The following is a 23,692-nucleotide window of genomic DNA, read 5'->3' as shown; positions in this document are numbered from 1 at the left end:
TGACCACAATGGCCAGATCCCGGCCGACGACATGCCCACGGTGCCGATTCCGGCCCGGCATGTCGTCACCACGTTCGACGCCGCCTCCAGGCGCGAGCGCATCGAGATACAGCCGCTCTACGAACGCATCGTGCGCCGCGTCATCACCCGCGTGTTCAGCGTGTGGGTGAAGGCGGCGACGAAGGCCGCACACGACCTCGACTGGTTCCCCCGCGTCGATCCGTACGTCGGATACGGCACCAACGACTACTCGCGACTGATCTGCCGCACCGTGTACGCGGGCGCGCACAGCCAGTCCGGTCTCGCCATGCGCGGATTCAAGGGCATGCTCGCGATTCCCTCGCCGCACACGCAGGTCAGGATCAGCATCGACGACGTCCCCCTCGAAACCGTGCAGGTGGGCGCCTCCGAACGCTACGACGCGCTCGACGCGCGGCCGGAGGTCGACAGCGAATACGCGCTGTCCGACACGTCCGGATACCTCGATCTGGTCGCCGAACACAAGCTAGCCTCCGGCGTGCACACGGTCTCCTACCGTGTCAAAGGCCGCAGGCCGGTCACCGCGAACCTGTTCACGATCCCCAAGGACGCGAAGGTCGGCATCATCTCCGACGTCGACGACACGATCATGATCACGCAGGCCCCGATCCTGTGGAAGGCCGCGTGGAACCTGCTGTTCCTCAACCCGGAGAAGAAGGCGTCGGTGCCGGGCATGAGCGTACTGTTCACCAAGCTCGCCGACCTGTTCCCGGACGCGCCGTTCTTCTATCTGTCGACCTCGCCGTGGAACGTCGAGGGCGCGATCCGTCACTTCATCACGAACCACGGCTTCCCCGAGGGGCCGCTGCTGCTGCGCGATCTCGACCCGCGTCCCAAGACGTTCATCCCCACCGGCCCGCAGCACAAGCTCGAGTTCGCCGAACAGCTGATGGGCGATTTCCCGGATATGAAGTTCATCCTCGTCGGCGACGACGGGCAGAAGGATCCCAGCACGTACGCGACGATCGTCAAGCGCTATCCGGGGCGCGTGCTCGCCATCGCGATCCGTCAGCTCACCCCGCGAGAGGCGATGCCGTTCGGCATCAACGCGGGAGGCATGACCGCCTCCCAGCCGACCCCCGTCACCGACGTGCCCGTGTTCACCGGAACCACCGGCGCGAACCTTATGAAGACGATGCTGCCGTATCTGAAGGAGCACCTGTCGTAGCGCATCGACGTAGCGCGTCCGGCGTCATGACGTAGTCATAAGCGCAGTCATAGGTGGCGTAATCGCGTGGTTGACGGGGGATTCGGCTTATAATCGCGATTATGACTGACGAGAAGAACAACCCTACGGCAACGGAGCCGCACACCGAGCAATCCGTGGAACCCCCTGTGGAACACCCTGTGGAACCTACGGCACAGTCCGCGAACCAGTCCGAGGCGCAGCCCGAGCAGCTGGAATCGATCCGCGACATGGCGTGGGCGGCCGAAGCCACCGCCGCCCGCAAGGAGGTCGTCGAGGCGGAGAGCCCGGATCTGACCATCCCGCCGCTCGTGCCGCAGGCCGTCAAAGAGTATACGCGCCGCGAGCATCACGGTGATCTGTTCCTCGACCCGTACGAGTGGATGCGCGACAAGGAATCCACGCGCACGCGCGAATACGTGGCCGCGCAGAACGAGCTGTGCAAGACGTGCAACGCCCATCTGGCGGGCCTGCGCGAGACCCTGTTCGACGAGCTCAAGTCGCATGTGCAGGAGACCGACATGTCGGTGCCGGTGCGCATGAACGGCTACTGGTACTTCGCGCGCACGCAGGAGGGTCGGCAGTACGCCGTCCAGTGCCGCATCCCCGTCAAGGGCGAGGATGACTGGACTCCGCCCGAGGTCGACCCGATGGGCGCCCCCGGCAGCCTCAAGAACGAGCATGTCATCTTCGACGCGAACGTCGAATCCGACGGCCACGACTTCTTCCGCCTCGGCGGCATGGATCTGAGCCGCGACGGCCGTTGGATGCTTTACGGCGTCGACACCGAGGGCGATGAACGCTACGACTTCCGCATCCGCGATCTGGGCAAGCCGGTCGCGCTCGACCCGGAGCATGCGTCCGAAGCCGACTTGCCCGAGGTGTTCAAGGGCGTCGGCGGCGCGTGCTTCACGCCCGACGGCGAATACGTGTTCTGGGTCGAACTGGACGACGCATGGCGTCCGTGCGCGGTGTGGCGTCACCGCGTCGGTACGCCCGTCGACTCCGACGTGTGCGTCTACCGCGAGCAGGACGAACGTTTCTGGGTGGGCGTCGGACTGAGCTTCGACGAGCGCAACATCGTCATCGGCACCGGGTCGAAGACCACCACCGAGGTGCTGATGCTGCCGACGAATCGCCCCGAAGGCGAATTCCAGCCGTTCATCCCGCGCAAGACAGACATCGAATACGACGTGAGCTTCGCATGCTTCGAAGGCGCCGGCGAGCACGGCGAGGACGTTCCGCTCGCGGTCGTCTACCACAACGCGAAGAACCCGAACTTCGAGATCGACGTGATCGACATGCGCGACCACGAGCCGCCGTACGCGCTCGGCGAGGGCGTGTGCATCGCGCAGGGCTCGCCGTACGGCTGCGAGCGCGGCGACGAGGTCGCAGCCGGCGAGGACGAGGGCGATAGCCTGATTCCGAACTCGCGCCAGCCGATCACCAAGGCGTACGTCAACCCGGCCAATCCGGCGATCCTGCAGGGACTGCACGGCCTTGGCATCGAGGGCATCGCGATTCATCGCCATTTCGTCTCGCTGGCCTACCGTGCCGACGGCCTGCCGCATGTGGCGGTCATGCCGAAGAGTCTTGCGGCCGAGGATTTCGCGGCCGGACGCCCGTGGCGGTTCACCGAGCTGCTGCCGCCGTCATTGGAGGATGACTGGGACACCGTCGCGCAGGATGCCGGCGAGCTGATCGGCGATCACGGCGAACGGCTGTGGGCCGCTGACGAGACGCCGTCCGACCACACGTCGTCGTCGGATGGCGCGAGCGACGATCATCTGCCCGGCGAGACGCGCCGTCTCTACTCGATCGGCACCGGCGGCAACCCGTCGTACGATGCGCCGCGCATGCGCTACTCGTTCACCAGCTACACGCGCCCCGGCGAACTGCATGAGGTCGATCCGATCACCGGCGAGGATCGTCTGCTCAAGCGTGCGACGGTGCTCGGCGGATTCGATCCGCGCGAGTACATGGAGCGTCGCGTGTGGATCACCGCGCGCGACGGCGAACGCATCCCCGTGTCGCTGGTGTGGCGTCGCGACATCCCCATGCAGGATGCGCCGATGTTCATCACCGGCTACGGCGCGTACGAGATCTCCTCGGATCCGAGCTTCTCGGTGGCGCGACTGAGCCTGCTTGACCGTGGCGTGCTGTACGCGGTGCCGCATGTGCGCGGCGGCGGCGAGCTGGGCCGCGCCTGGTATGAGCAGGGTCGCAGGCTGAACAAGAAGCACACGTTCGAGGATTTCGTCGACGCGACGATCGCCCTGCAGAAGGCGCATCTGGCCGATCCGCGCAGGACCGTCGCCAACGGCGGATCCGCGGGAGGCCTGCTGATGGGCGCGATCGCGAACATCGCGCCGCAGGTGTATGCGGGCATCGAGGCGGACGTGCCGTTCGTCGACGCGCTGACGTCGATCCTCGACCCGTCGCTGCCGTTGACCGTCACCGAATGGGACGAGTGGGGCGATCCGCTGCACGACGAGGACGTGTACCGGTACATGAAGTCGTACACGCCGTACGAGAACCTGCCGGAGAAGGGCACGCCGTTCCCGCGCGTGTTCATCACCACGTCGATGAACGATACGCGCGTGCTGTACGTCGAACCGCTGAAGTGGCTCGCCGCGATGCAGGAGCGCGGATTCGACGCGATCGCCAAGATCGAGGTCGAGGCCGGCCACGGCGGCACTTCGGGCCGATACAAGCAGTGGCGTCAGGTCTCCTACGAAAACGCCTGGTGCCTGGACGTCATGGGTCTCGGCCAGTAACCGGTGCCCGGTGTCCGGGGGCGTCCGGACACCGGAACTCCGGAACTCCGGAACTCCGGAACTCCGGAACTCCGGAACTCCGGAACTCCGGAACTCCGGGACTCCGGAACCCCGGAACTCTGGAACCCCGGAACCCCGGAACTCTGGAACCCCGGACACCCGTTCCCGTCCGGGAAACTTCCGTACGTTTCCCCGGGTATTCCTGTGGCCCATCCGGACGAACGTACGCCAGCTGCTGCCCAGCGTACGTTCGTTCTGGTATTCCCGGGGGATGTCCGGGGAAACGTACACTTGCCTCTGACCAGCGTACGTTTGATCGGACGGATGTGAAAAAGGCCCGGTCAAACGTACGTTTAGGACGTGTGACCGGGCCTAGTGGATGGTTGGGATGGTCCCCCGGTGGTGGGATGGTCCCTCCAACCGTCCCACACAGGGTCAGATGCGCTTGAGGATGTCCTCGCCGACCTGATCGGTGGAGCGGACGGTGGAGCCGAGCTCCTCGATGTCCGCCTCGACGGCCGTGTGGATCTTCTTCGCCGCATCGTCGAAGCCGAGATGCTCGAGCAGCATCGCGGCGGAGAGGATCGCGGCGGTCGGGTTGGCCTTGTTTTGACCGGCGATGTCCGGGGCGGAGCCGTGGATCGGCTCGAACATGGACGGGTACTTGTCGGTCGCGTTGATGCAGCCGGACGCGGAGTAGCCCACGCCGCCGACGACCGCGCCGGCCTCGTCGGTGAGGATATCGCCGAAGAGGTTGTCGGTCAGGATCACATCGAAGCGCGAGGGGTTGGAGACTAGGAAGATGGTCGCCGCGTCGACGTGCTGGTAGTCGTGCGTGACCTCCGGATACTCCTCGCCGACCTTGTCGACGATGCGCTGCCACATATCGCCCGCGTTGACGAGCACGTTCTTCTTGTGCACGAGCGTGATGTGCTTGCGGCGCTTCATGGCGAGCTTGAACGCGTAGCGCACGACGCGCTCCACGCCGTACGCGGTGTTGATGGACACCTCGGTGGCCACCTCGTTCGGGGTGTCGCGGCGGACGGCCCCGCCGGCACCGCAGTACAGACCCTCGGTGCCCTCACGCACGACGACGAAGTCGATGTCGCCGGGGTTGGCGAGCGGGGAGGTGACGCCCTTGTACAGCTTCGACGGACGCAGGTTGACGAACTGGTCGAGGTCGAAGCGCAGCTTCAGGAGCAGGCCGCGTTCGAGGATGCCGGCCTTGATGCGCGGGTCGCCGACGGCGCCCAGCAGGATCGCGTCGTTGGCCTTGATGCGCTCCTCTTCCTCCTCGGGCAGGATCGCCCCGTCCTTCAGGTAGCGTTCGGCACCCAGATCGAAGTGCTCGTACTCGAATTCGGCCACGCCCTGCGCGGCCTTCTCGAGGGCCTTCTGGGCCCACGGGGTTACTTCCTTGCCGATGCCATCGCCGGGAATGACGGCGATTTTGTACTTCTTCGTTGCGGTGTTATCAGTCATGTGACTGAACGTTACCCGCGCGCCGTGGGCGTCCACGGATGGTGTTCGGCCTATGGACATCCTGAACAACTATGATGGGCCTCATGCGAGGGGAATATAAGGTACCGGGCGGCAAACTGGTCGCCGTCACCATACGCAGTGTTCTGGCCCCCTCTGACGGGACGTTGTCGAGAGGAAACAGCGAAGCTGTTTTAGACAACGTGCGAGCCGACAGGCGAGCCGGAACAATGCGCGCGCAGCGCGTCCATAATTGCGGTCGGGCTGTCGGCGGAGCCGACTGGGGGCCAAGTATGAAGGTCGTCGATGTACACATCGACGGGGACTTCTTCGTCGACGCGCCGACCGACGCGATGGCCGACGCGCTGATCGCCGACATAGAGGAGTCACTGGAGTCGGTTGCGGGGGAGTCGGTCGCATCGGAGGTACCGGAGGCGCTCGTCGCGTCGATCGAACGCGCGATCGCGAGGCATCCGCAGACGCGTCTCGTCGGCTGCGACGCCGACGCGATCGCAACCGCGTTCCGGCGCGCGATCGGACAGGCCGACGAACGTGCCAGTGAACGGGTCGACGAACGGACGGCAGTCCAATCGAACGGTCTACCGTCGGACGGTCTGCCGTCAAACGATCGGTTGACGGCAGACCGAGCGACGATGGCTCATTCGCACGCCGGTGCGGTACAACCTGTCCGATCGGAATCGGACATGCCGCAGAAGCCCGCTGACCCCGGTCATGAGGACCCCGGTTATGAGGACACGGAGGACGCCGAATTCGCGCGTCGCTGGACGCGGCTCCTGCCCGAACTCGCGCTCGTCCACGACATCCCCCGCTCTCCTGCCGAGCAGATGCGCATCGACGAGCAATGGGCGCGCGAGGTCGCCGACGGCACGCGCCGCCCCACGCTGCGCATCTGGGAGTGGAGCGGCCCGTGCGTGGTCGTCGGACGGTTCCAGTCGATTCCCGACGAGGTGCACGAGGACGTGGCTCGCGCCGAAGGCATCGCCGTGGTCCGCCGATCGACCGGGGGAGGGGCGATGTTCATCGAACCGGGCAACACGATCACCTACTCCCTGTACGCGCCGCTGTGGTTCGTCGACGGGATCGACGTGGCCGCATCGTACCGGCTGTGCGACCGCTGGCTGATCCGTGCGCTCGCCGGCCTCGGTCTCGACGTCCGGTTCGCCGGGCTCAACGACATCGCCTCGTCCCACGGCAAGATCGGCGGTGCCGCGCAGCGCCGATTCCCCGGGGTGCCGCGTTCATCGAGCCGGTCGGGTGCGCCGGGCCGGTCGGGTGTGCCGGGCCAGTCGCGCGGCCCCGGCGCGGTGCTCCACCACGTGACGATGGCGTACGACATCGACGCGCGGAAGATGGCCCGCGTGCTCAACACCAGCGCGGAGAAGATGAGCGACAAGGCGGTCCGATCCGCCGTCAAACGTGTCGATCCGCTCAGGAGCCAGACCGGCATGACGCGCGACGAGATCGTCGACCATCTGCTTGATTCCCTACGCGGTGCGGTACAATAATGCGAAACGAACGGCCGGTGTTGTGTGAGCCATATTGCGTAAAGGCCCGTCCGACAGATCCGACAAGGGAGTGATGCGTGGTGGCGGAGAAACCGAATGCGATGCCCGATCAGGAGAACATCCTGCTGCATACGGCATTGTTCAAGCAGGTTTCGCCCGGTGAGGCCGAGGAGCTGATCCCGCATCTCAATCAGGCCGTCTACGACAAGGGCGACGCGATCTTCGAACAGGGCGGCACCGACCATCGCATGTATCTGCTGGAGCATGGACGCGTCAAGCTCATCCGCGAATCGAGCGATCATCGCATCCAGCTGTTGTCCATCCACGCTCCCGGCGAGGTGCTGGGCGAGATCCCGGTGTTCGACCCGAACGGCGGCCCCCGCACCGCGTCCGCGCTCGCGATGTGCCACGGCACGCGCGTGGTGTGGCTGGAGCATGACGCGCTGTTCCACTGGCTCGACCAGCATCCGCGCGTGGCCATCGACATGCTGCAGGTGATGGCCAGCCGCATGCGCACGAACAACGAGCACATCTCCGATCTGGTGTTCATGGACGTGCCCGCGCGGCTTGCGAAGACCCTGATCAATCTCGGCGCGCGCTTCGGCGAACCGGTCGAGGAGGGACTCAAGGTGCCGCACGATCTGACGCAGGAGGAGATGGCCCAGCTGGTCGGCTCCTCGCGCGAGACCGTGAACAAGGCGCTCATGGACTTCGCCAACCGCGGGTGGATCGCACGCGAGGGCCGCTCCATCATCATCTACCAGCCCGGCATGCTCATCAGACGATCGCGCCGATAGCCGCGGCCTCGCCGGTAGCCGCGCCAAGCCGGCATTAAGCCGATTCCCAGAGAGTGCGGTTACTGTGAACAATTGACTGCGGCCATATCAGGTTCGGCATCACGGACCACCCGCCCACTTAGAATGGGCCGCATGCCGAAAAAGAAGTCCTCACTGATCGCTCGACGCGTGTCCACCTTGCTTTTGACATACATCATGCTGTGTGTCGGCGGTGGCATCGTCGTCGCGACCATGGTATCCCCCGCAGTATTCGCGGCCAACGCCGTCGCCAAGGCCGTGGTGCCGTCGCTGAAGGTGGAGGGCGTCGACTTCGACGTCACCTCCCTGCCGCAGAAGTCCGTGATGTACGCCTCCGACGGCAAGACGGAGATCACCGACTTCTACGCCGACAACCGCACCGTCGTGCCGCTCAAGAAGATCTCCAAGGCCATGCAGCACGCGGTCGTCGCACGTGAGGACCGTCGATTCTTCCAGCACCATGGCGTCGACATCCAGGGCACGATGCGCGCGTTCTTCCAGACGTTCGTCAAGAGGGAGGACACGCAGGGCGGATCCACCCTGACCCAGCAGTACGTCAAGAACGTGCTCGCGATGCAGGCGCGCGAGGATGATGATCCGATCGCCGAATATCACGCCTCCGAGCAGACCATCGCCCGCAAGCTGCGCGAGATGCTCATCGCCGTGCAGATGGAGAAGGAGTACTCCAAGCTCGAGATCCTGCAGGGCTACCTCAACATCGCCCAGTTCGGCAACCACAACCTGTACGGCGTCGAATCCGCCGCCAAGCGCTACTTCAACACCACGGCCGAGAAGCTCAACGCGATGCAGGCCGCCACGATCGCCGCCATCACCAAGAACCCGGTGAAGTTCGACCCGACCATCGAAGCGAACCTCAAGCGCTCGCAGAACGAGCGCGACACCGTGCTCAAGCTCATGCTCGACCAGGGCTTCATCGATCAGGCCACGTATGACAAATCCGTCGCCACCCCGCTCAAGGACACGCTCGACGTGCAGACCATCGAATCCGGCTGCCAGGTGGCCGGCGACGCCGCGTTCTTCTGCGAGTACGTGACCCGCCAGATTTTGAAGAGCCCTGAGTTCGGCGCCACTGAGGAGGAGCGCAACAAGCTCCTCAAGGAGGGTGGTCTGAAGATCGTCACCACGATGGACGTCAACGCGAACACCCTTGCGATGCAGACCGCACGCAACACGATCCCGCCGGACGATCCGACCGGATTCGAGGTCGCGATGGCCGTGATCAGACCGGGAACCGGCGAGGTGCTCGGCTTCGGCCTCAACCGCACGTTCGACGCCACTGATCGCGCGAAGACCGATTCGACCAGAACGGCCGTCAACTACGCCGTCGATCAGATCGACGGCGGTGGCTGGGGCTTCAACGTGGGATCCACGTGGAAGCCGATCAACCTGGTCGCATGGATGCAGAAGGGCAAGTCCATCAACCAGATGCTGTCCACCTCCACCGTGGTCAACACGAGGGGCTTCAGCTGCAACGGACACAGCTTCGGCGCCATCCCGTGGAAGGTACAGAACTCCGGCGGCGGCACCGTCTCCTCCGAGTCCCCGCTGCAGGCGCTGGTCCTCTCCCACAACACCACGCAGGCCGCCATGGCCTCGCAGATCGGCCTGTGCGCGATCGCCGACGCCGCGAAGTCGCTCGGCTACCACAACTCGATCCAGGGCAAGGAGGACGTCTACGACTCGAACTCCTTCCAGCCGCCGATGGTCATCGGCACCGTGCAGGCCTCGCCGCTGACGATGGCCAACGTGTACGCGACCATCGCCGCCAAGGGCGTCGAGTGCACCCCGATCGCCATCACCAAGATGACCGACACCACCGGCAAGAACTACAAGGTGCCGTCCGCGAACTGCCATCAGGCGATCGACCCTGAGGTGGCCGAGACCGCCGCGTACGCGATCAATCAGGGCGTCGTCCGCTCCGGCGGCAACGCGACCCTCGCCCAGCTTGACGGCGGACGCAAGACCTTCGCCAAGACCGGTACGAACGAGGACACGTACATGCTGACCGGCGGATTCATCCCGCAGGTCGCCACCTACGTGGCCGTCGGCAACGCCGAGACCCCGCAGTCGTTCAACTACAAGACGATCAACGGCAAGTACCACGGCACATGGTACGGCATGTACATCGCCGAGCCGGCATGGCGCGAGTTCATGCAGAACTACGTCAACGCGGCGAATATCCCGATGGACAACGACTACGGCAACCCGAGCTCGAAGTACACGTACGGAGCGTCGTCGACGACCACGAGGAAGAAGAGCTCCACCTCCACCAACGACGACGGCACGGACGGCACGACCGGCGGCGGTACGGGCACCACCGGCGGCACGACCACCGGCGGTACGACCGGTGGAACCGGCGGTGGCACAACCGGTACGACCGGCGGCGGTACGACCGGTGGAACCGGAACCACCGGAGGCGCGGGTACCACCGGCGGCACGACCGGCGGCGCCGGCGACACCACCCAGCAGGGCGGCGGCGCGCAGTAGTCGTGGTCTCTTCCCCTTGGCTCTCCTTGCCCTTGGCCCTTGTAAGAGGAGCTGGCCTGTAATGCGGGTCTGGGGTCTGAGGGGTAGTTACAAGGAATTCACGAACCTACGTACCGCGGTATAGGTCGGTACTCATTGGGAACGTCCACCTCATCGGTGGGCGTTCCTTCGTATATGGAGCGATCGCAGGTCTAGAATGGGAACGTTCATAAATCGTTCATCAGTGAAGAACGGCGTACGGCCGGGGCGATGCGGCCGATCCGCGGATTCTTTTCGTTGCAAATAGGGGGTATGTATGACGGATACCACGGATACCGGTATCACCGACAATGATGGCGCGAACGCGGCAGACGCCGCACAGGGCGGCATCGAAAGCCCGAGCGGATTCGACTTCCGCGGACTGACGGTCTCCGGACTGGCGGCACCGACCGCGGCCGTGCCCGCATCCGGGAAGGGCGACGCCAAGTCCGGCAAGGGCGGCAAGTCCGACAAGAGCGACAAGAGCGACAAGAGCGACAAGAAGAAGAGCAAGGACACGAAGAAGACGGCCAGGTCCGGCAAGGCCGAGAAAGCTGATAAGGCTGACAAGTCCGACAAGGACAAGGTCGAGGGCGGCAAGGCCGATAAGGCCGACAAGACGGACGATTCCGCAGCTGTCACGACGGGCAAACGCTCCATCTTCCCGTTCCTCGGCACGTTCTCCGACAAGCCCGGCTCCAACGGACCGGCCCTGTTCGAGCCGATGACCCTGCGCGGCCTCACGATCCGCAACCGCATCTGGCTGCCTCCGATGGACACCTACTCCGCGCTCGGACGCGACGGCCGTCCCACTCCGTTCCACTACCAGCACTACGTCTCCCGTGCGCTCGGCGGCTTCGGCATGATCATCGTCGAGGCCACGGCCGTCGCCCCGGAGGGCCGCATCTCCCCGTGTGACGTCGGCCTGTGGGACGACGGGCAGATCGACGCATGGCGATGGATCGTCGAGGATATCAAGGCCACCGGCGCCGCCGCCGCGATTCAGCTCAACCATGCTGGCCGCAAGGGTTCTACCGGCTGCTTCGCCGTCGGATACGAGGGTCGCACCGTGCCACCCGAGGCCGGCGGGTGGGCCACCGTCGCGCCGAGCTCGATCCCGTTCGGCGAATACACCACGCCGCGCGCCCTGTCCGTCGACGAGATCCACGGACTGGTCGACGCATTCGCCGTGGCAGCCCGCCGCGCCGTCGCCGCCGGATTCCAGGCGATCGAGATCCACGCCGCGCACGGCTACCTGATCTCGCAGTTCCTCGATCCCCTGAGCAACGAGCGTGAGGACGAATACGGCAAGGGCTTCGAAGGCCGCATCCGCTTCCTGCTGGAGGTCGCCGACGCGATCCGCGCCGGAATCCCCGACGACATGCCGCTGCTCGTGCGCGTCTCCGCGACCGATTGGGCGGCCGGCGGCTGGGATCTCGATCAGACCGTCGCGCTCGCGAGGATCCTCAAGGATCACGGCGTCGACTTGGTGGACGTGTCCACCGGAGGCATCGTCTCCGGCGTCACCGTGCCGGTCAAGCCGGACTATCAGGTGCCGTTCTCCTCGCAGGTGCGCAAGCGCGCCGAGGTCCCGGTCACGGCCGTCGGTCTCATCACCAAGCCGAAGCAGGCCGAAAAGGTGCTCGTCAAAGGCAACGCGGACGCTATCGAGATCGGACGCGCGGCCCTGCGCGACCCGTACTGGCCGCTGCGCGCCGCCGACAAGCTCGGCGTCCCCGTCTCCAAGGCCCCCTACGCGCCGCAGTACATCCGCGGCGCCTTCTGACTTCTGGGTGGTGACGGAGGGATGGTGACTTCTGAGTGGTGCCTTCTGGGTGGTGTCGTGGTGCCTTCTGAGTGTCTGAGTCCCTCCTTCTCCCTCTAGCCTCCCCATCTACTGGAAGACCCCCAGATGTACCACTCCCGGATGGTCCGTACGGATCAACTCCCGTACGGACTAACTCCCGAAGGGACTAATTCCCGAAGGGACTAACTCCTGTGGGGACCAATTCCCGAAGGGATCAACTCCCGTACGGACTAACTCCCGAAGGGATCAACTCCCGTACGGACTAACTCCCGTAGGATTCGTCTTCCTCCGTCAGACGGATCCTACGTCCATCTCCCAGTGTCCCAGTGTCACTTTTTCCCGGGATTTCCTCATACCTCGGGAAAGGTGACGTTGATCTTTTCTGGGCGTCACTTTTTCCCGAGCTCTTTCAATATCGCGGGAATTTATGACGCTGCCTTCTTCTGGGCGTCACTTTTTCCCGAGCTTGGGGGTGATTCCGGGAATTTGTGACGCTGGGGGACTGCGGTCGGTCGTTGGGTGGTCGGTTGCGTTGGGTGATCTGTTCTGGAGTGGTTGGTTCTGGGGTGAGCCGGCGTTGAGTGGTCGTTGGGTGGTGGTTTGGAGTGGTGAGTCGATGAAACCGTCGATGTAGCAGTCGATGAAGCCGATGGAGCGTGTGACTGCCGTGACGTTTGTGCGAAATGGTGAGACAATGGTCTCCATGAGTTACGTTTCGGATAGCTTCTGGCATGACGCCGTCAACAAGGCGACGACCGACCTCTTCACCTTCGGCTACAAGTACGTCATCAAGCCGAATTTCGTCTTCAACGTGCCGCCGGACGAGGCGCATGATCGCATGATCGCGTTCTGCCGGGTCACCAAGCACATCCCGCCGCTGCTGTGGGCCGAGCGTACGATGCTCAACTACACCGACCCGATCCTCGAAACCAACGTGATGGGCGTCGAATTCGCCAATCCGTTCGGCCTGTCCGCCGGGCTCGACAAGAACTGCGACATGCCGGTGCTGCTTGACAACGCCGGCTTCGGCTTCGAGACCGTCGGATCGACCACGTCGCGTCCGTGCGCCGGCAACCCCAAGCCGTGGTTCCATCGCCTGCCTGAATACGATTCGATGATGGTGCACGTGGGACTCGCCAACATCGGCTCCGACAAGGTCATCGATCGCGCGGAGAAGGCGTGGACGCATGCGCACGACATGCAGGTGTCCGTCTCGATCGCCCGCACCAACGACGACAGGTGCGGTGATCTCGACGAGGGCATCGAGGACTACTGCATCTCGATGCGTCGCGCCGCAGGCCGCACCGCGATGGTCGAGGTGAACGTCTCCTGTCCGAACACGCACGCGGGGGAGCCGTTCACCGACAGTCCGGAGAACCTCGATCGCCTGTTCACCGCACTCGACGGGATCGATCGCCCGCAGCCGACGCTCGTCAAGATGCCGCTCAACAAGCCGTGGGATGAGATGCGTGAGCTGCTTGAGGTGCTGACCGAGCACAACGTGCAGGGCGTGTCCCTCGCGAACCTCAACAAGGACCGTACGGGCCTCGAGATCCCGCGCGAGTGGGAGGGCGGCCTCTCCGGCGGCCCGTGCACGCGGGCAAGCGAGGAGCTGGTGGCACGCACCTACCGCGAGTTCGGCGACCGGCTCGCGATTGCCGGCATCGGAGGCGTGTTTACGCCCGAGCAGGCGTATGCGAGGATCCGCGCCGGCGCGAGCCTGGTCATGTTCATCTCCTCGCTCATGTACCGCGGCCCCCAGCAGATCACGGTCTTGAAGCGCGGGCTCGCCGAACTGCTGCGTCGCGACGGCTTCAGCTCTGTATCCGAGGCTGTCGGCGTCGACGCCTGACCCGCGTGCCGCCCTGCCGCTTTCCCCGGCGTCCGATCCTATGGGATCGGACGTTTCGGGTGCCAGGGTGGAACTCGTGGCGGTGGATCCTATGGGATCGGACGTTTCGGTGCGGTCCGGAGTCTGTTTTGGGCTGATCCTATGGGATCGGACGCCGCGGCGGGACGTCGTGTCGTGTCGGGCGTCGGGACAAAGTGACGGGCGCACAGGCGAGTGATGTAAGGACTACGTCGTCGATGTGCCGTTTTGTTCGCTAACGTTTGCAAAACCGAAAATTCCTTGCGCGAAACGCACAAGTCGGTTTGGTAAATGGGCGTTTGTGTGCGATAATGTTCGTATGATATCGTCACAACGTCAACACCTGATACTGAGCAGGCTTCGCACCAGAGGTGCCGTGCGAATCACGGCCCTGAGTAAGGAACTCGGCGTTTCCGCGATGACCATCCGCCGCGATATCGCCGAACTTGCCGACAAGGGACTGCTCAAACGCGTCCATGGCGGCGCCGTCACCACCAGCACGCTGCTGAGCGAACCGCTGTTCTCTGTAAAGTCGCAGATGGACATCGGTCTCAAGGACGCCATCGCGCAGGAGGCCATCAAGTACGTGTCTCCCGGCGATGTCATCGCCATCGGCGGCGGCACCACGGCCTACGTCTTCGCGCAGCACCTGCTGGAAAGCCAACAGGCCAGCGGCATCACCATCCTCACCAACTCGATTCCGGTCGCCGAACTCGTGCAGGCGCTCGAATCGAAGGACGTCGAGGTCATCGTCACCGGAGGCGTCACCACGCGATCCAACTCGCTCGTCGGGCCGATCGCCGACAAGGTCATCGCCTCCCTGCGCGTCAACACCGTCTTCCTCGGCACGCATTCCGTGTCGATTCCCCGCGGCTTCCTCATGCCCAACTCGCTGGAGGCCGCAACCGATATGGCGATGATGGGCATCGCCGATCGCACCATCATTTTGACCGATCACACCAAGTGGAGCTGCACATCGCTGTCGTTGTTCGCGCGGTTCGACCAGGTGGAAACGGTCATTACAGACGACGGTCTCGATCCGGATACCGCCGCCAAAACGAAGGAACTGGTCAATGAGCTCGTCCTGGCCGAACAGGTCGAGCCCGCACAGGAAAGTGAGCAGCAGTAACCATGACTGATTTCGCAGCCTACGAGCCCGGTGAATACGCCAAGGAGCACATCCGCATCACGCCGACGAAGCTCGCCGACGGACGCGACTTCTTCTACCTCGACGACGATCCGGAGTACGTCTCCGGCAAGAAGACCCGCGAGCTCAAGGACCCGCGCAACCTGCCGTACCGCTTCAGCAACCAGCTGAACGCCGCCGGCGAGGAGGTGCCGTACGCGGCCCCCGAAATGCGCCGCGACCCGCTGACCGGTGACTGGATCCCGATGGCGACCGCCCGCATGAACCGCCCGATCACCGCCGGCCCCGGCGCCACCGCGAAGGGCAACCCGCTGGCCGCCCGCAAGCCCGGCGACCCGTACCAGGACGGCGAGGTTCCGGACACCGACTACAACGTCGTCGTTTTCGAGAACCGCTTCCCGTCGATGGTCCGCGTGCCTGGCCGCTCCGAGGACGTCACTTTCGTCGACGGCAACCCGCTGTGGGAGAAGAAGATGGCCGCCGGCCGCTGCGAGGTCATCTGCTTCGACCCCGACGAGCACGGCCTGCCGGCCGACCTGCCGGTGTCCCGCCTGCGCACCGTCGTCGAGGCCTGGGCGTTCCGCACCGCCGAGATCTCCAAGATGGAGGGCATCGAGCAGATCTTCCCGTTCGAGAACCACGGCCAGGAGATCGGCGTCTCCCTCGCCCACCCGCACGGCCAGGTCTACTGCTACCCGTTCATCGCCCCGAAGATGGAGAAGGAGCTCCAGCACACCGAGGCCTATCATGAGAAGACCGGCGGCAACCTGCTCAAGGACCTGATGAACGCCGAGCTCGAGGCCAAGGAGCGCGTCGTCCTGCGCAACCACAGCTGGGTCGCCTACGTGCCGGCCGCCGCCCGCTGGCCCCTCGAGGTCCACGTGGCCCCGGTGCGCGACGTCCTCACCCTCGACGAGCTCAACGACCAGGAGCGCTGGGACCTCGCCTCGATGTACTCGCACCTGCTCAAGCGCGGCAACGCGTTCTTCGACAAGGGCGACGGCAAGGGCATGGACCTGCCGTACATCGCCGCCTGGCACCAGGCCCCGATCCACGACCCGCGCCGCGCGAACTACCGTCTGAACCTCCAGTTCTTCAGCTTCCGCCGCGCCGCCAACAAGATCAAGTACCTCGCCGGCTCCGAATCCGGCATGGCCGCCTGGATCTCCGACACCACCCCGGAGCTCATCGCCAAGCGCTTCCACGAGCTGGGCGACATCGACATCGCCGACTGAGCGTCCGCCCGGCCGTCTCGACTTCGATCGCAATCGCAATCGCAATCAAAAAAGAAAAAAGGAAACAAGGAAACACACCAATGACCGATGTTGAATTCATTGAGCCGCTTTCCCACGAAGAAGGCGTGTCCAAGGCCACCAAGCTGTTCGTCGACACCTTCGGCACCGCGCCCGAGGGCGTGTGGGGCGCGCCGGGCCGCGTCAACCTGATCGGCGAGCACACCGACTACAACGCCGGACTGTGCCTGCCGATCGCGCTGCCGCACCGCACGTTCATCGCCCTGAAGCCGCGCGAGGACACCAAGGTGCGCGTCGTCTCCGACGTCGCCCCGGACAAGGTCACCGAGGCTGATCTCGACGGGCTCAAGGCCCGCGGCGTGGATGGCTGGGCCGCCTACCCGGTGGGCGTCGCCTGGGCTCTGCGCGAGGCTGGCTTCACCAAGGTGAAGGGCTTCGACGCCGCGTTCACCTCCTGCGTGCCGCTCGGCTCGGGTCTGAGCTCCTCCGCCGCGATGACCTGCTCCACGGCGCTCGCCCTCGACGACGTGTACAACCTCGGCTACGGCGACTCCGACGCCGGCCGCGTGACCCTGATCAACGCCGCCATCAAGTCCGAGAACGAGATGGCCGGCGCCTCCACCGGCGGCCTCGACCAGAACGCCTCGATGCGCTGCACCGCCGGTCACGCGCTGCTGCTCGACTGCCGTCCGGAGCTGACCCCGCTGGAGAACGTCTCCCAGCAGGAGTTCGATCTCGACAAGTACAACCTCGAACTGCTCGTCGTCGACACCCAGGCCCCGCACCAGCTGAACGACGGCCAGTACGCCCAGCGCCGCGCCACCTGCGAGGAGGCCGCCAAGGTCCTCGGAGTCGCCAACCTGCGCGTCGCCGCCGACGGCATCTCCAAGGCCGACGACCAGTTCCAGGCCTTGAAGGAAACCCTCGACGCCCTGCCCGACGAGACGATGAAGAAGCGCGTGCGCCACGTCGTCACCGAGATCGAGCGCGTCCGCTCCTTCGTGCGCGCCTTCGCCAAGGGCGACATCCAGGCCGCGGGACGCCTGTTCAACGCCTCCCACGACTCCCTTGCCGCCGACTACGAGGTCACCGTGCCCGAGCTCGACGTGGCCGTGGACGTGGCACGCAAGAACGGCGCCTACGGTGCGCGCATGACTGGCGGCGGCTTCGGCGGCTCCATCATCGCGCTCGTCGACAAGGGCCGTTCCCAGGAGGTCGCCCAGAAGATCGCCGACGAGTTCGAGCGTCAGGGCTTCCACGCCCCGCGCGCCCTCGCCGCGTACGCCGCGCCGAGTGCGTCACGCGAGGCGTGACGCCGTCGCGAACGCATTCGCGTTCGCTCCCCTCGCCTACGTCAGAGTCCACTGGACTCTGACGTTTGACGGCTCGGCCCGCGAGGCGTAAGACCCTGGCCCGACACGCCGGCGGACTTACGAAGAATCCGACGGCGTGCTAAGTTGCTCCACTGTTTGAAAACCGCATGGCCTTGTGTCGAATTGTTCCATTTCGGCACGGGGTCATGCGGTTTTTGGGCCTTTCGTTGTTTGTGGTGGGTGATGGTGTGCGGTGTGGTGTCTGTCGGGTAGGTTGGAGGCATGGATACCTCGCGTTTGTTCACGGCCGCGCTTCAGTTGCGGGAGCCTTGGAGGGTCGAGTCCGTGGATTTCCGGGACGGCGACGACGGCAGGCAGGAGTTGCATATCGGGATCGGTTTCGAGGCGGGCTCGCGGTTCCGTTGCCCCGAGCCGGGGTGCCGGCGGGACGAGTGCCCGGTGCATGACACGCGCGGGCGCGTGTGGAGGCATCTGAACTTCTTCCAGTACAAGGCGTTCATCCATGCCGGCGTGCCGCGCGTGACATGCCCGGAGCATGGCGTGAGGACCGTGCCTGTCCCGTGGGCGAGGCCGGGCAGCGGGTTCACGCTCCTGTTCGAGGCGTGGGCGGTCGAGATGGCCCGCCACCTGCCGGTCAGCACGCTCGCCGAGCAGGTCGACGAGACCGACACCCGCCTGTGGCGGTTCATCGCGCACTACGTGGACGAGGCCCGCAGACTCGAGGACTACACGGGCGTGGAGGCCATCGGCATCGACGAGACCAGCCGCAAGGGGCACAACTACATCACGGTGGTCGCCGACCTCGTCGAGCACGACGTGATCAACGTGACGGCCGGCAAGGACTCGACCACGGTGAAACGGTTCGTCGACGACTTCACGGCGCACAACGGAGTGCCCGGATACGTGCGGCTCGTCACCTGCGACATGAGCCTGGGGTTTCGGAAGGGCATCCGCGAATACCTGCCCAACGCGGAGCGGATCGTCGACAAGTTCCACGTTGTCAAGCACGCCAACGAGGCCGTCGACAAGGTCCGGAAGGCCGAAGGACGCTCCAACGGGCTGCTGAAGAGGACGAAGTACCTGTGGCTGCGCAACGAGTCCGGGCTGAGCGAGCTGCAGTTGGAGACCAAACGCGCTCTCATGAAACAGCGGCTGAAGACCGGCCGGGCGTGCCAGATGCGCGAGACCCTGCAGGACATCTACGAGACCAGCCGCACGCCAGGCGAGGCGTGGTCGCGCCTGCACCGCCTGTGCTCGTGGATGATGCACTCACGGCTGGAACCCATGAAGGACCTCGCCCGCATGATCCGCAGGCACTGGAACGAGATCCTGACCTACTTCACCCACCCGTACACCAACGCGGTCCTCGAGGGCGTCAACAGCGTCATCCAGAACGTCAAACGACGAGCACGCGGATTCAGGAACATGGACTACTTCGCCACCATGATCTACCTGACCTGCGGCAAACTCGACCTCAAAGCAGTCACCGCCTAACCCCCACAACCCACCACAAACAGCGAATAGCCGGTTTTTGTTATGCGATCCGCATGCGATCCGCATGCATTTTCCGCATGTACCCCGCAAAAGCAGAGGAAAAACAGTAGAGGAGAGTCTTTCCATGCCTCAGAACAAGCTTCAGGATGTCGTCTTCACCGCCATGATGGCCACGCTGATGGTCTATTGCATGGTGGTGTACAACGTGGCTTTGAATACGGGCGATGTGACTGCCATGACGTTCGTTGCGGCCCTTCACGAGCTGCCGATCATGGTGCCGATCGCCTTTGTGCTTGAGCTGTTCGTCGTGGGCCGCATCGCCCGCAAGCTGGCGTTCAGCGTCATGCGTCCCGACGATCGCCCGCAGCTCATCACCTACGCGATCTCCATCTGCATCACCTGCATTATGTGCCCGGTGATGAGCCTCATCGCCACCCTGTTGTTCAAGGAGCCGAGCTTTGGCATGTGGATCAAGGCGTGGGCGATGAACTTCCCGATGGCGCTGGGACTGCAGCTGTTCTACTGCGGTCCGCTGGTCCGTCTGGTCTTCCGGTCGATGCTGAAGGTCAAGCGCTGGGCGTTTTCGCTGACCGTCGCCAAGGCCGCCTGATCCGCTCCGAACTGTTCGGACGGGGCTTGGACGCTCCGGCACACGGCAACGGGTGTTTCCCTATACTGGAAACACCCGTTTTTTCATCTGATTTCAGGAGCGCCATGAACAAGGCAATCATCACCGTCGTCGGCCAGGACACCGTCGGCATCATCGCACGAGTCTGCACCTACCTGTCGAACCACCACGTCAACGTGCTCGACATCTCGCAGACCATCATCGACGGATTCTTCAACATGATGATGATCGTCGACTACTCGAACTCGGACAAGGAGTTCAGCGCCATGGTCGGCAACCTCGAGGACCTCGGCGACGACATCGGCGTGCGCATCCGCTGCCAGCGCGAGGAGATCTTCACCAAGATGCATCGCATCTGATGCGAGGAGACGGAAAGCCCAGTGGGCTTTCCGCCGACGGAGCCATCCGTATGGAGGAATGGCTCACCCACCAACTTTCCAGAAGGAACAACACCATGCTGAATATCATGGAGGTCCACGAGACCAACCAGATGATCGAGCAGGAGAAGCTCGACGTGCGCACCATCACGATGGGCATCTCGCTGCTCGACTGCGCGAGCGAGTCCGTCAACGAGACCTGCGACAACATCTACCGCAAGATCACCACGTACGCGAAGGACCTCGTCTCCACCGGCGAGGACATCGAACGCGACTACGGCATCCCGATCGTCAACAAGCGCATCACCGTCACCCCGATCTCATTGGTCGGCGCCAGCTGCTGCAAGACCACCGAGGACTTCGTCAAGATCGCGCACGCGCTCGACCGCGCGGCCCAAGACGTCGGCGTCAACCTGATCGGCGGCTACTCCGCGCTCGTCTCCAAGGCCATGACCCCGGCCGAGGAGCTGCTCATCCGCTCCCTGCCGCAGGCCCTGAGCGAGACCGAGGTCGTCTGCTCGTCGGTCAACGTCGGCTCGACGAAGACCGGCATCGACATGAACGCGGTCGAGCTGCTCGGCCACATCATCAAGGACATCGCGCACCGTACCGCCGACAACGACTCCTACGGCTGCGTGAAGTTCGTGGCGTTCTGCAACGTGCCCGACGACAACCCGTTCATGGCCGGCGGCTTCCACGGCGTCACCGAGGGTGATGCTGTCATCAACGTCGGCGTCTCCGGACCGGGCGTCGTCTCCCGTGCGCTCGACGCCGCCAAAGGCAAGGACTTCGAGTTCCTGTGCGAGACGATCAAGCGCACCGCGTTCAAGATCACCCGCGTCGGCCAATTGGTCGCGCAGGAGGCGTCGCGTCGACTCGGCGTGCCGTTCGGCATCATCGACCTGTCGCTCGCGCCCACCCCGGCCGTCGGCGATTCGGTCGGCGAGGTATTGGAGAAGATCGGACTTGAGCAGGTCGGCGCCCCCGGCACCACCGCGGCCCTGGCGATGCTCAACGATCAGGTCAAGAAGGGCGGCATCATGGCGTCGTCCTACGTCGGCGGCCTGTCCGGCGCGTTCATCCCGGTCTCCGAGGACAAGAACATGATCGACGCCGCCGCCTCCGGATGCCTGACGATCGAGAAGCTCGAGGCGATGACCTGCGTGTGCTCGGTCGGCCTCGACATGATCGCGATCCCCGGCGACACCACGGCTGCCACGATCTCCGGCCTCATCGCCGACGAGGCGGCCATCGGCATGGTCAACCAGAAGACCACCGCCGTGCGCGTCATCCCGGTCGAAGGCAAGGGCGTGGGCGAGATGGCGAACTTCGGTGGACTCATGGGCTACGCGCCGATTATCCCCGTCAACCAGACGTCGTGCGAGGCGTTCGTCACCCGCGGCGGCCGCATCCCCGCCCCGATCCACAGTTTCAAGAACTGATTCGGACCGGGGATCGGCCGGTGTTGGCCGGACCCGGACCGGTGTTGGCCGGTGTTGGCCGGACTCGGCCGGTGTTGGACCGGGAGCGGACCGGATCAGCCCCGTCCATCCTGTGTCGGAGTACGTTCATCCGGGTATTCCCACAGCTTTTCCGGACGACCGTACGTTAAATGGTGGCCACCGTACGTTTCCCCGGAAAGCCCCAGAAAATACCCGGATGAACGTACTCTGACCCGTAACCAACGTACGTTCGTCCGGATGTTGGATGGGAATACCCGGTTGAACGTACGCCGGCAAGCCCCGGTACTCTGGTAATTCGGTAACTGGGTAACCCGGCACCCTTGGTACCCGGTATCCCCGGTACCTCCGGTATCCCGGTAACCCGGTAACTGGGTATCCGGGGTAACTTCGGTACCCTTGGTATCAGGTAATTCCCGGTGCCCACGGTATCCACAGCACCCCGGTATCCCCGGTACCTCCGGTATCCCGGTAACCCCGGCATCCCGGTACCCTCGGTAACTGGGTAACCTCGGTAACCTCGGTAATCCCCGTAATCCCGATAATCCCTAGTATTCCGGTAACCTCCGTAACAACGTATACGGGTTTGTTATGAGGGACGGGGTGTTGTTTCCGTCTGATATAAGTACCCGGAGTTATCCACATAATGTCCGGGTTATCCGGAATCCCCCTGTGTCGATTGTTCATTTCCCTCCGTCACGTTTACCGTGAAAGACATGAAGCAGCACAAGGGAGTGAACATGGCGATTACGCGTGCGCAAGAGGAGCGCCGTTGCGCCATCGGGGACACGGACGCCATGAGACGTGCTCTGAAGCGGAGACACAAGGCGGGGGAATTGGTATCGCCATACAGGAACCTGTATATCTCCCCCGATTACTGGCATCGGCTCAACGCCTGTGAGCGTTCTCTTCATGTGGTACGGGGATTATTGATATTGCATCCATTGTGGGTGTTCGCGGGATTGACCGCAGCGGATGTCTACGGATTCGACCATTCCTGGGTGCTTCATGATGATGCCGTATACGTGGCGGATGCCAATGGGGACGGAATCGTTGATAGATCCCGCTTGTCCATGGGGATCGGCGACGCCGGCCGATCGGTAGGATCGGACTTCGGCGGTCATAGGGTAACAAACGGGCAGGGACTCGGGATGGCGGCCACAGGGGCTTATGAGATAAGGCGGTTGTATATACCGTCGGTGAATAAGCATCCGGTGAACGGCATTACCGTGACCGATCCCGCTCGGACGTTGATCGACTGTGCCCTGTGCATGCAGTTTCGTTACGCATTGGCCTTGTTCGATTCGGCGGCGCGCAAGGGTGTGGGCATGGCGTCGGTCCGTGACGCATGTAAGGGATTGCATATGGATCGCGCTCCCATCGAAATGCTGACCAGATACGCCGATGGGAGAAGCGAGAACGGTGGAGAGTCGTTGGTCCGCGCGACCATCATCATCGGTGGGTTCGCGCTGCCACAATTGCAGGTCGAAATCCGTGACCCCTCGTATCCCGCACGTCGATTTCGAGTGGATTTCCTATGGAAGCTGTACGACGGGCGCGTGATCGTCCTGGAATATGACGGCATGGCCAAGTACGAGGATGTCTCCATGACCCATGGGCGTACCGCGAAGCAGGTGCTCAATGAGCAGAAGGAACGGGATCGTGTGTTGTATGCCGCGGGCGTGACGTCGATTCTCCACTGCACCTACGAGGACGTGTGCGGTTCTAACCGTCTGTCCGTGATGTTGCGTGACGCCGGCGTACCCCTAATACGATGACGACGTAACGGGGGAATGGTAATAGGGGAGATCGCCTCCGACATCCGTTCCACCGCCCGGTCCCGTACCGGTTGGTTCCCCGTCTGTTCTACAGTCTGGCCCCACCCACCACATGCCTGACTACCATCTGCTACCTGTTCACCTACCCACCCTTGTTCACCTACCCACCCTTGTTCACCTACCCACCCTTGTTCAC

The 23,692-nt window shown here is 64.0% G+C and carries 16 protein-coding genes; 15 read left to right on the top strand and 1 reads right to left on the bottom strand.

Annotated elements, in window-relative coordinates; all coding sequences use genetic code 11:
- Nucleotides 1-31: 31 nt before the first annotated feature.
- Nucleotides 32-1,207 carry an App1 family protein phosphatidate phosphatase gene (locus EMB92_RS10595; RefSeq protein ID WP_190973669.1) on the top strand — a complete coding sequence of 392 codons (1,176 nt, stop codon included), beginning with the start codon at nt 32-34 and terminating at the stop codon, nt 1,205-1,207.
- Between the two features lie 329 nt (nt 1,208-1,536).
- Complete coding sequence (locus tag EMB92_RS10590; RefSeq protein ID WP_395952139.1) at nt 1,537-4,002, top strand: S9 family peptidase; 2,466 nt, start codon at nt 1,537-1,539, stop codon at nt 4,000-4,002.
- A gap of 435 nt (nt 4,003-4,437) precedes the next feature.
- Here the strand turns inward: EMB92_RS10590 and EMB92_RS10585 are convergent, their stop codons facing one another.
- Nucleotides 4,438-5,484 carry a 3-isopropylmalate dehydrogenase gene (locus EMB92_RS10585; RefSeq protein WP_150394859.1) on the bottom strand — a complete coding sequence of 349 codons (1,047 nt, stop codon included), beginning with the start codon at nt 5,482-5,484 and terminating at the stop codon, nt 4,438-4,440.
- Nucleotides 5,485-5,834: 350 nt separating this feature from the next.
- On the opposite strand from EMB92_RS10585, the gene EMB92_RS10580 reads away from it, so the two are divergent.
- The 13 genes from EMB92_RS10580 to EMB92_RS10520 all read left to right on the top strand — a co-directional run bounded on the left by EMB92_RS10580 (nt 5,835) and on the right by EMB92_RS10520 (nt 23,496).
- Nucleotides 5,835-7,007 carry a lipoate--protein ligase family protein gene (locus EMB92_RS10580; protein WP_449727609.1) on the top strand — a complete coding sequence of 391 codons (1,173 nt, stop codon included), beginning with the start codon at nt 5,835-5,837 and terminating at the stop codon, nt 7,005-7,007.
- Between the two features lie 77 nt (nt 7,008-7,084).
- Nucleotides 7,085-7,804, top strand: coding sequence for a Crp/Fnr family transcriptional regulator (locus EMB92_RS10575; protein WP_150394857.1), 720 nt, complete (start codon nt 7,085-7,087; stop codon nt 7,802-7,804).
- Nucleotides 7,805-7,936: 132 nt separating this feature from the next.
- Nucleotides 7,937-10,330 (top strand): transglycosylase domain-containing protein, encoded by a 2,394-nt coding sequence (locus EMB92_RS10570; RefSeq protein ID WP_150394856.1) that lies wholly within the window; start codon nt 7,937-7,939, stop codon nt 10,328-10,330.
- Between the two features lie 295 nt (nt 10,331-10,625).
- A complete protein-coding gene (locus EMB92_RS10565; protein WP_150394855.1) occupies nt 10,626-12,134 on the top strand; it encodes an NADH:flavin oxidoreductase/NADH oxidase in 1,509 nt (502 codons plus the stop codon).
- Between the two features lie 724 nt (nt 12,135-12,858).
- Nucleotides 12,859-14,007 (top strand): quinone-dependent dihydroorotate dehydrogenase, encoded by a 1,149-nt coding sequence (locus tag EMB92_RS10560; RefSeq protein ID WP_150394854.1) that lies wholly within the window; start codon nt 12,859-12,861, stop codon nt 14,005-14,007.
- Nucleotides 14,008-14,344: 337 nt separating this feature from the next.
- A complete protein-coding gene (locus EMB92_RS10555) occupies nt 14,345-15,154 on the top strand; it encodes a DeoR/GlpR family DNA-binding transcription regulator (protein WP_043165103.1) in 810 nt (269 codons plus the stop codon).
- 2 nt (nt 15,155-15,156) lie between these two features.
- A complete protein-coding gene (gene galT / locus EMB92_RS10550; protein ID WP_150394853.1) occupies nt 15,157-16,407 on the top strand; it encodes a galactose-1-phosphate uridylyltransferase in 1,251 nt (416 codons plus the stop codon).
- 80 nt (nt 16,408-16,487) lie between these two features.
- Nucleotides 16,488-17,738, top strand: a complete 1,251-nt coding sequence (gene galK / locus EMB92_RS10545; protein ID WP_150394852.1) for a galactokinase — start codon at nt 16,488-16,490, stop codon at nt 17,736-17,738.
- Between the two features lie 282 nt (nt 17,739-18,020).
- Nucleotides 18,021-19,253 carry an ISL3 family transposase gene (locus EMB92_RS10540; protein WP_150394851.1) on the top strand — a complete coding sequence of 411 codons (1,233 nt, stop codon included), beginning with the start codon at nt 18,021-18,023 and terminating at the stop codon, nt 19,251-19,253.
- A gap of 124 nt (nt 19,254-19,377) precedes the next feature.
- Complete coding sequence (locus tag EMB92_RS10535) at nt 19,378-19,863, top strand: DUF2798 domain-containing protein (protein ID WP_150394850.1); 486 nt, start codon at nt 19,378-19,380, stop codon at nt 19,861-19,863.
- A 104-nt stretch (nt 19,864-19,967) separates the two neighbouring features.
- Nucleotides 19,968-20,240, top strand: a complete 273-nt coding sequence (locus tag EMB92_RS10530; RefSeq protein ID WP_043165110.1) for an ACT domain-containing protein — start codon at nt 19,968-19,970, stop codon at nt 20,238-20,240.
- A gap of 95 nt (nt 20,241-20,335) precedes the next feature.
- On the top strand, nt 20,336-21,700 hold the full coding sequence (locus EMB92_RS10525) for a PFL family protein (RefSeq protein WP_150394849.1): 1,365 nt from the start codon (nt 20,336-20,338) through the stop codon (nt 21,698-21,700).
- A gap of 734 nt (nt 21,701-22,434) precedes the next feature.
- Nucleotides 22,435-23,496, top strand: coding sequence for a hypothetical protein (locus tag EMB92_RS10520; protein ID WP_150394848.1), 1,062 nt, complete (start codon nt 22,435-22,437; stop codon nt 23,494-23,496).
- The last annotated feature ends 196 nt before the right edge of the window (nt 23,497-23,692 follow it).

It is taken from the genome of Bifidobacterium callitrichos (genome assembly GCF_008698085.1).
In the GTDB taxonomy this organism is placed as follows: domain Bacteria; phylum Actinomycetota; class Actinomycetes; order Actinomycetales; family Bifidobacteriaceae; genus Bifidobacterium; species Bifidobacterium callitrichos.
The sequence above is the reverse complement of the archived record's forward strand: the minus strand, read 5'-3'. Positions and strand labels throughout refer to the sequence as shown.

Coding starts and splice junctions, on each gene's coding strand:
- galK (WP_150394852.1), top strand. CDS start 16,488: ATGACCGATGTTGAATTCATTGAGCCGCTTTCCCACGAAGAAGGCGTG.
- EMB92_RS10540 (WP_150394851.1), top strand. CDS start 18,021: ATGGATACCTCGCGTTTGTTCACGGCCGCGCTTCAGTTGCGGGAGCCT.
- EMB92_RS10560 (WP_150394854.1), top strand. CDS start 12,859: ATGAGTTACGTTTCGGATAGCTTCTGGCATGACGCCGTCAACAAGGCG.
- galT (WP_150394853.1), top strand. CDS start 15,157: ATGACTGATTTCGCAGCCTACGAGCCCGGTGAATACGCCAAGGAGCAC.
- EMB92_RS10595 (WP_190973669.1), top strand. CDS start 32: ATGCCCACGGTGCCGATTCCGGCCCGGCATGTCGTCACCACGTTCGAC.
- EMB92_RS10555 (WP_043165103.1), top strand. CDS start 14,345: ATGATATCGTCACAACGTCAACACCTGATACTGAGCAGGCTTCGCACC.
- EMB92_RS10585 (WP_150394859.1), bottom strand. CDS start 5,484: ATGACTGATAACACCGCAACGAAGAAGTACAAAATCGCCGTCATTCCC.
- EMB92_RS10570 (WP_150394856.1), top strand. CDS start 7,937: ATGCCGAAAAAGAAGTCCTCACTGATCGCTCGACGCGTGTCCACCTTG.
- EMB92_RS10530 (WP_043165110.1), top strand. CDS start 19,968: ATGAACAAGGCAATCATCACCGTCGTCGGCCAGGACACCGTCGGCATC.
- EMB92_RS10520 (WP_150394848.1), top strand. CDS start 22,435: ATGAAGCAGCACAAGGGAGTGAACATGGCGATTACGCGTGCGCAAGAG.
- EMB92_RS10565 (WP_150394855.1), top strand. CDS start 10,626: ATGACGGATACCACGGATACCGGTATCACCGACAATGATGGCGCGAAC.
- EMB92_RS10525 (WP_150394849.1), top strand. CDS start 20,336: ATGCTGAATATCATGGAGGTCCACGAGACCAACCAGATGATCGAGCAG.
- EMB92_RS10580 (WP_449727609.1), top strand. CDS start 5,835: ATGGCCGACGCGCTGATCGCCGACATAGAGGAGTCACTGGAGTCGGTT.
- EMB92_RS10535 (WP_150394850.1), top strand. CDS start 19,378: ATGCCTCAGAACAAGCTTCAGGATGTCGTCTTCACCGCCATGATGGCC.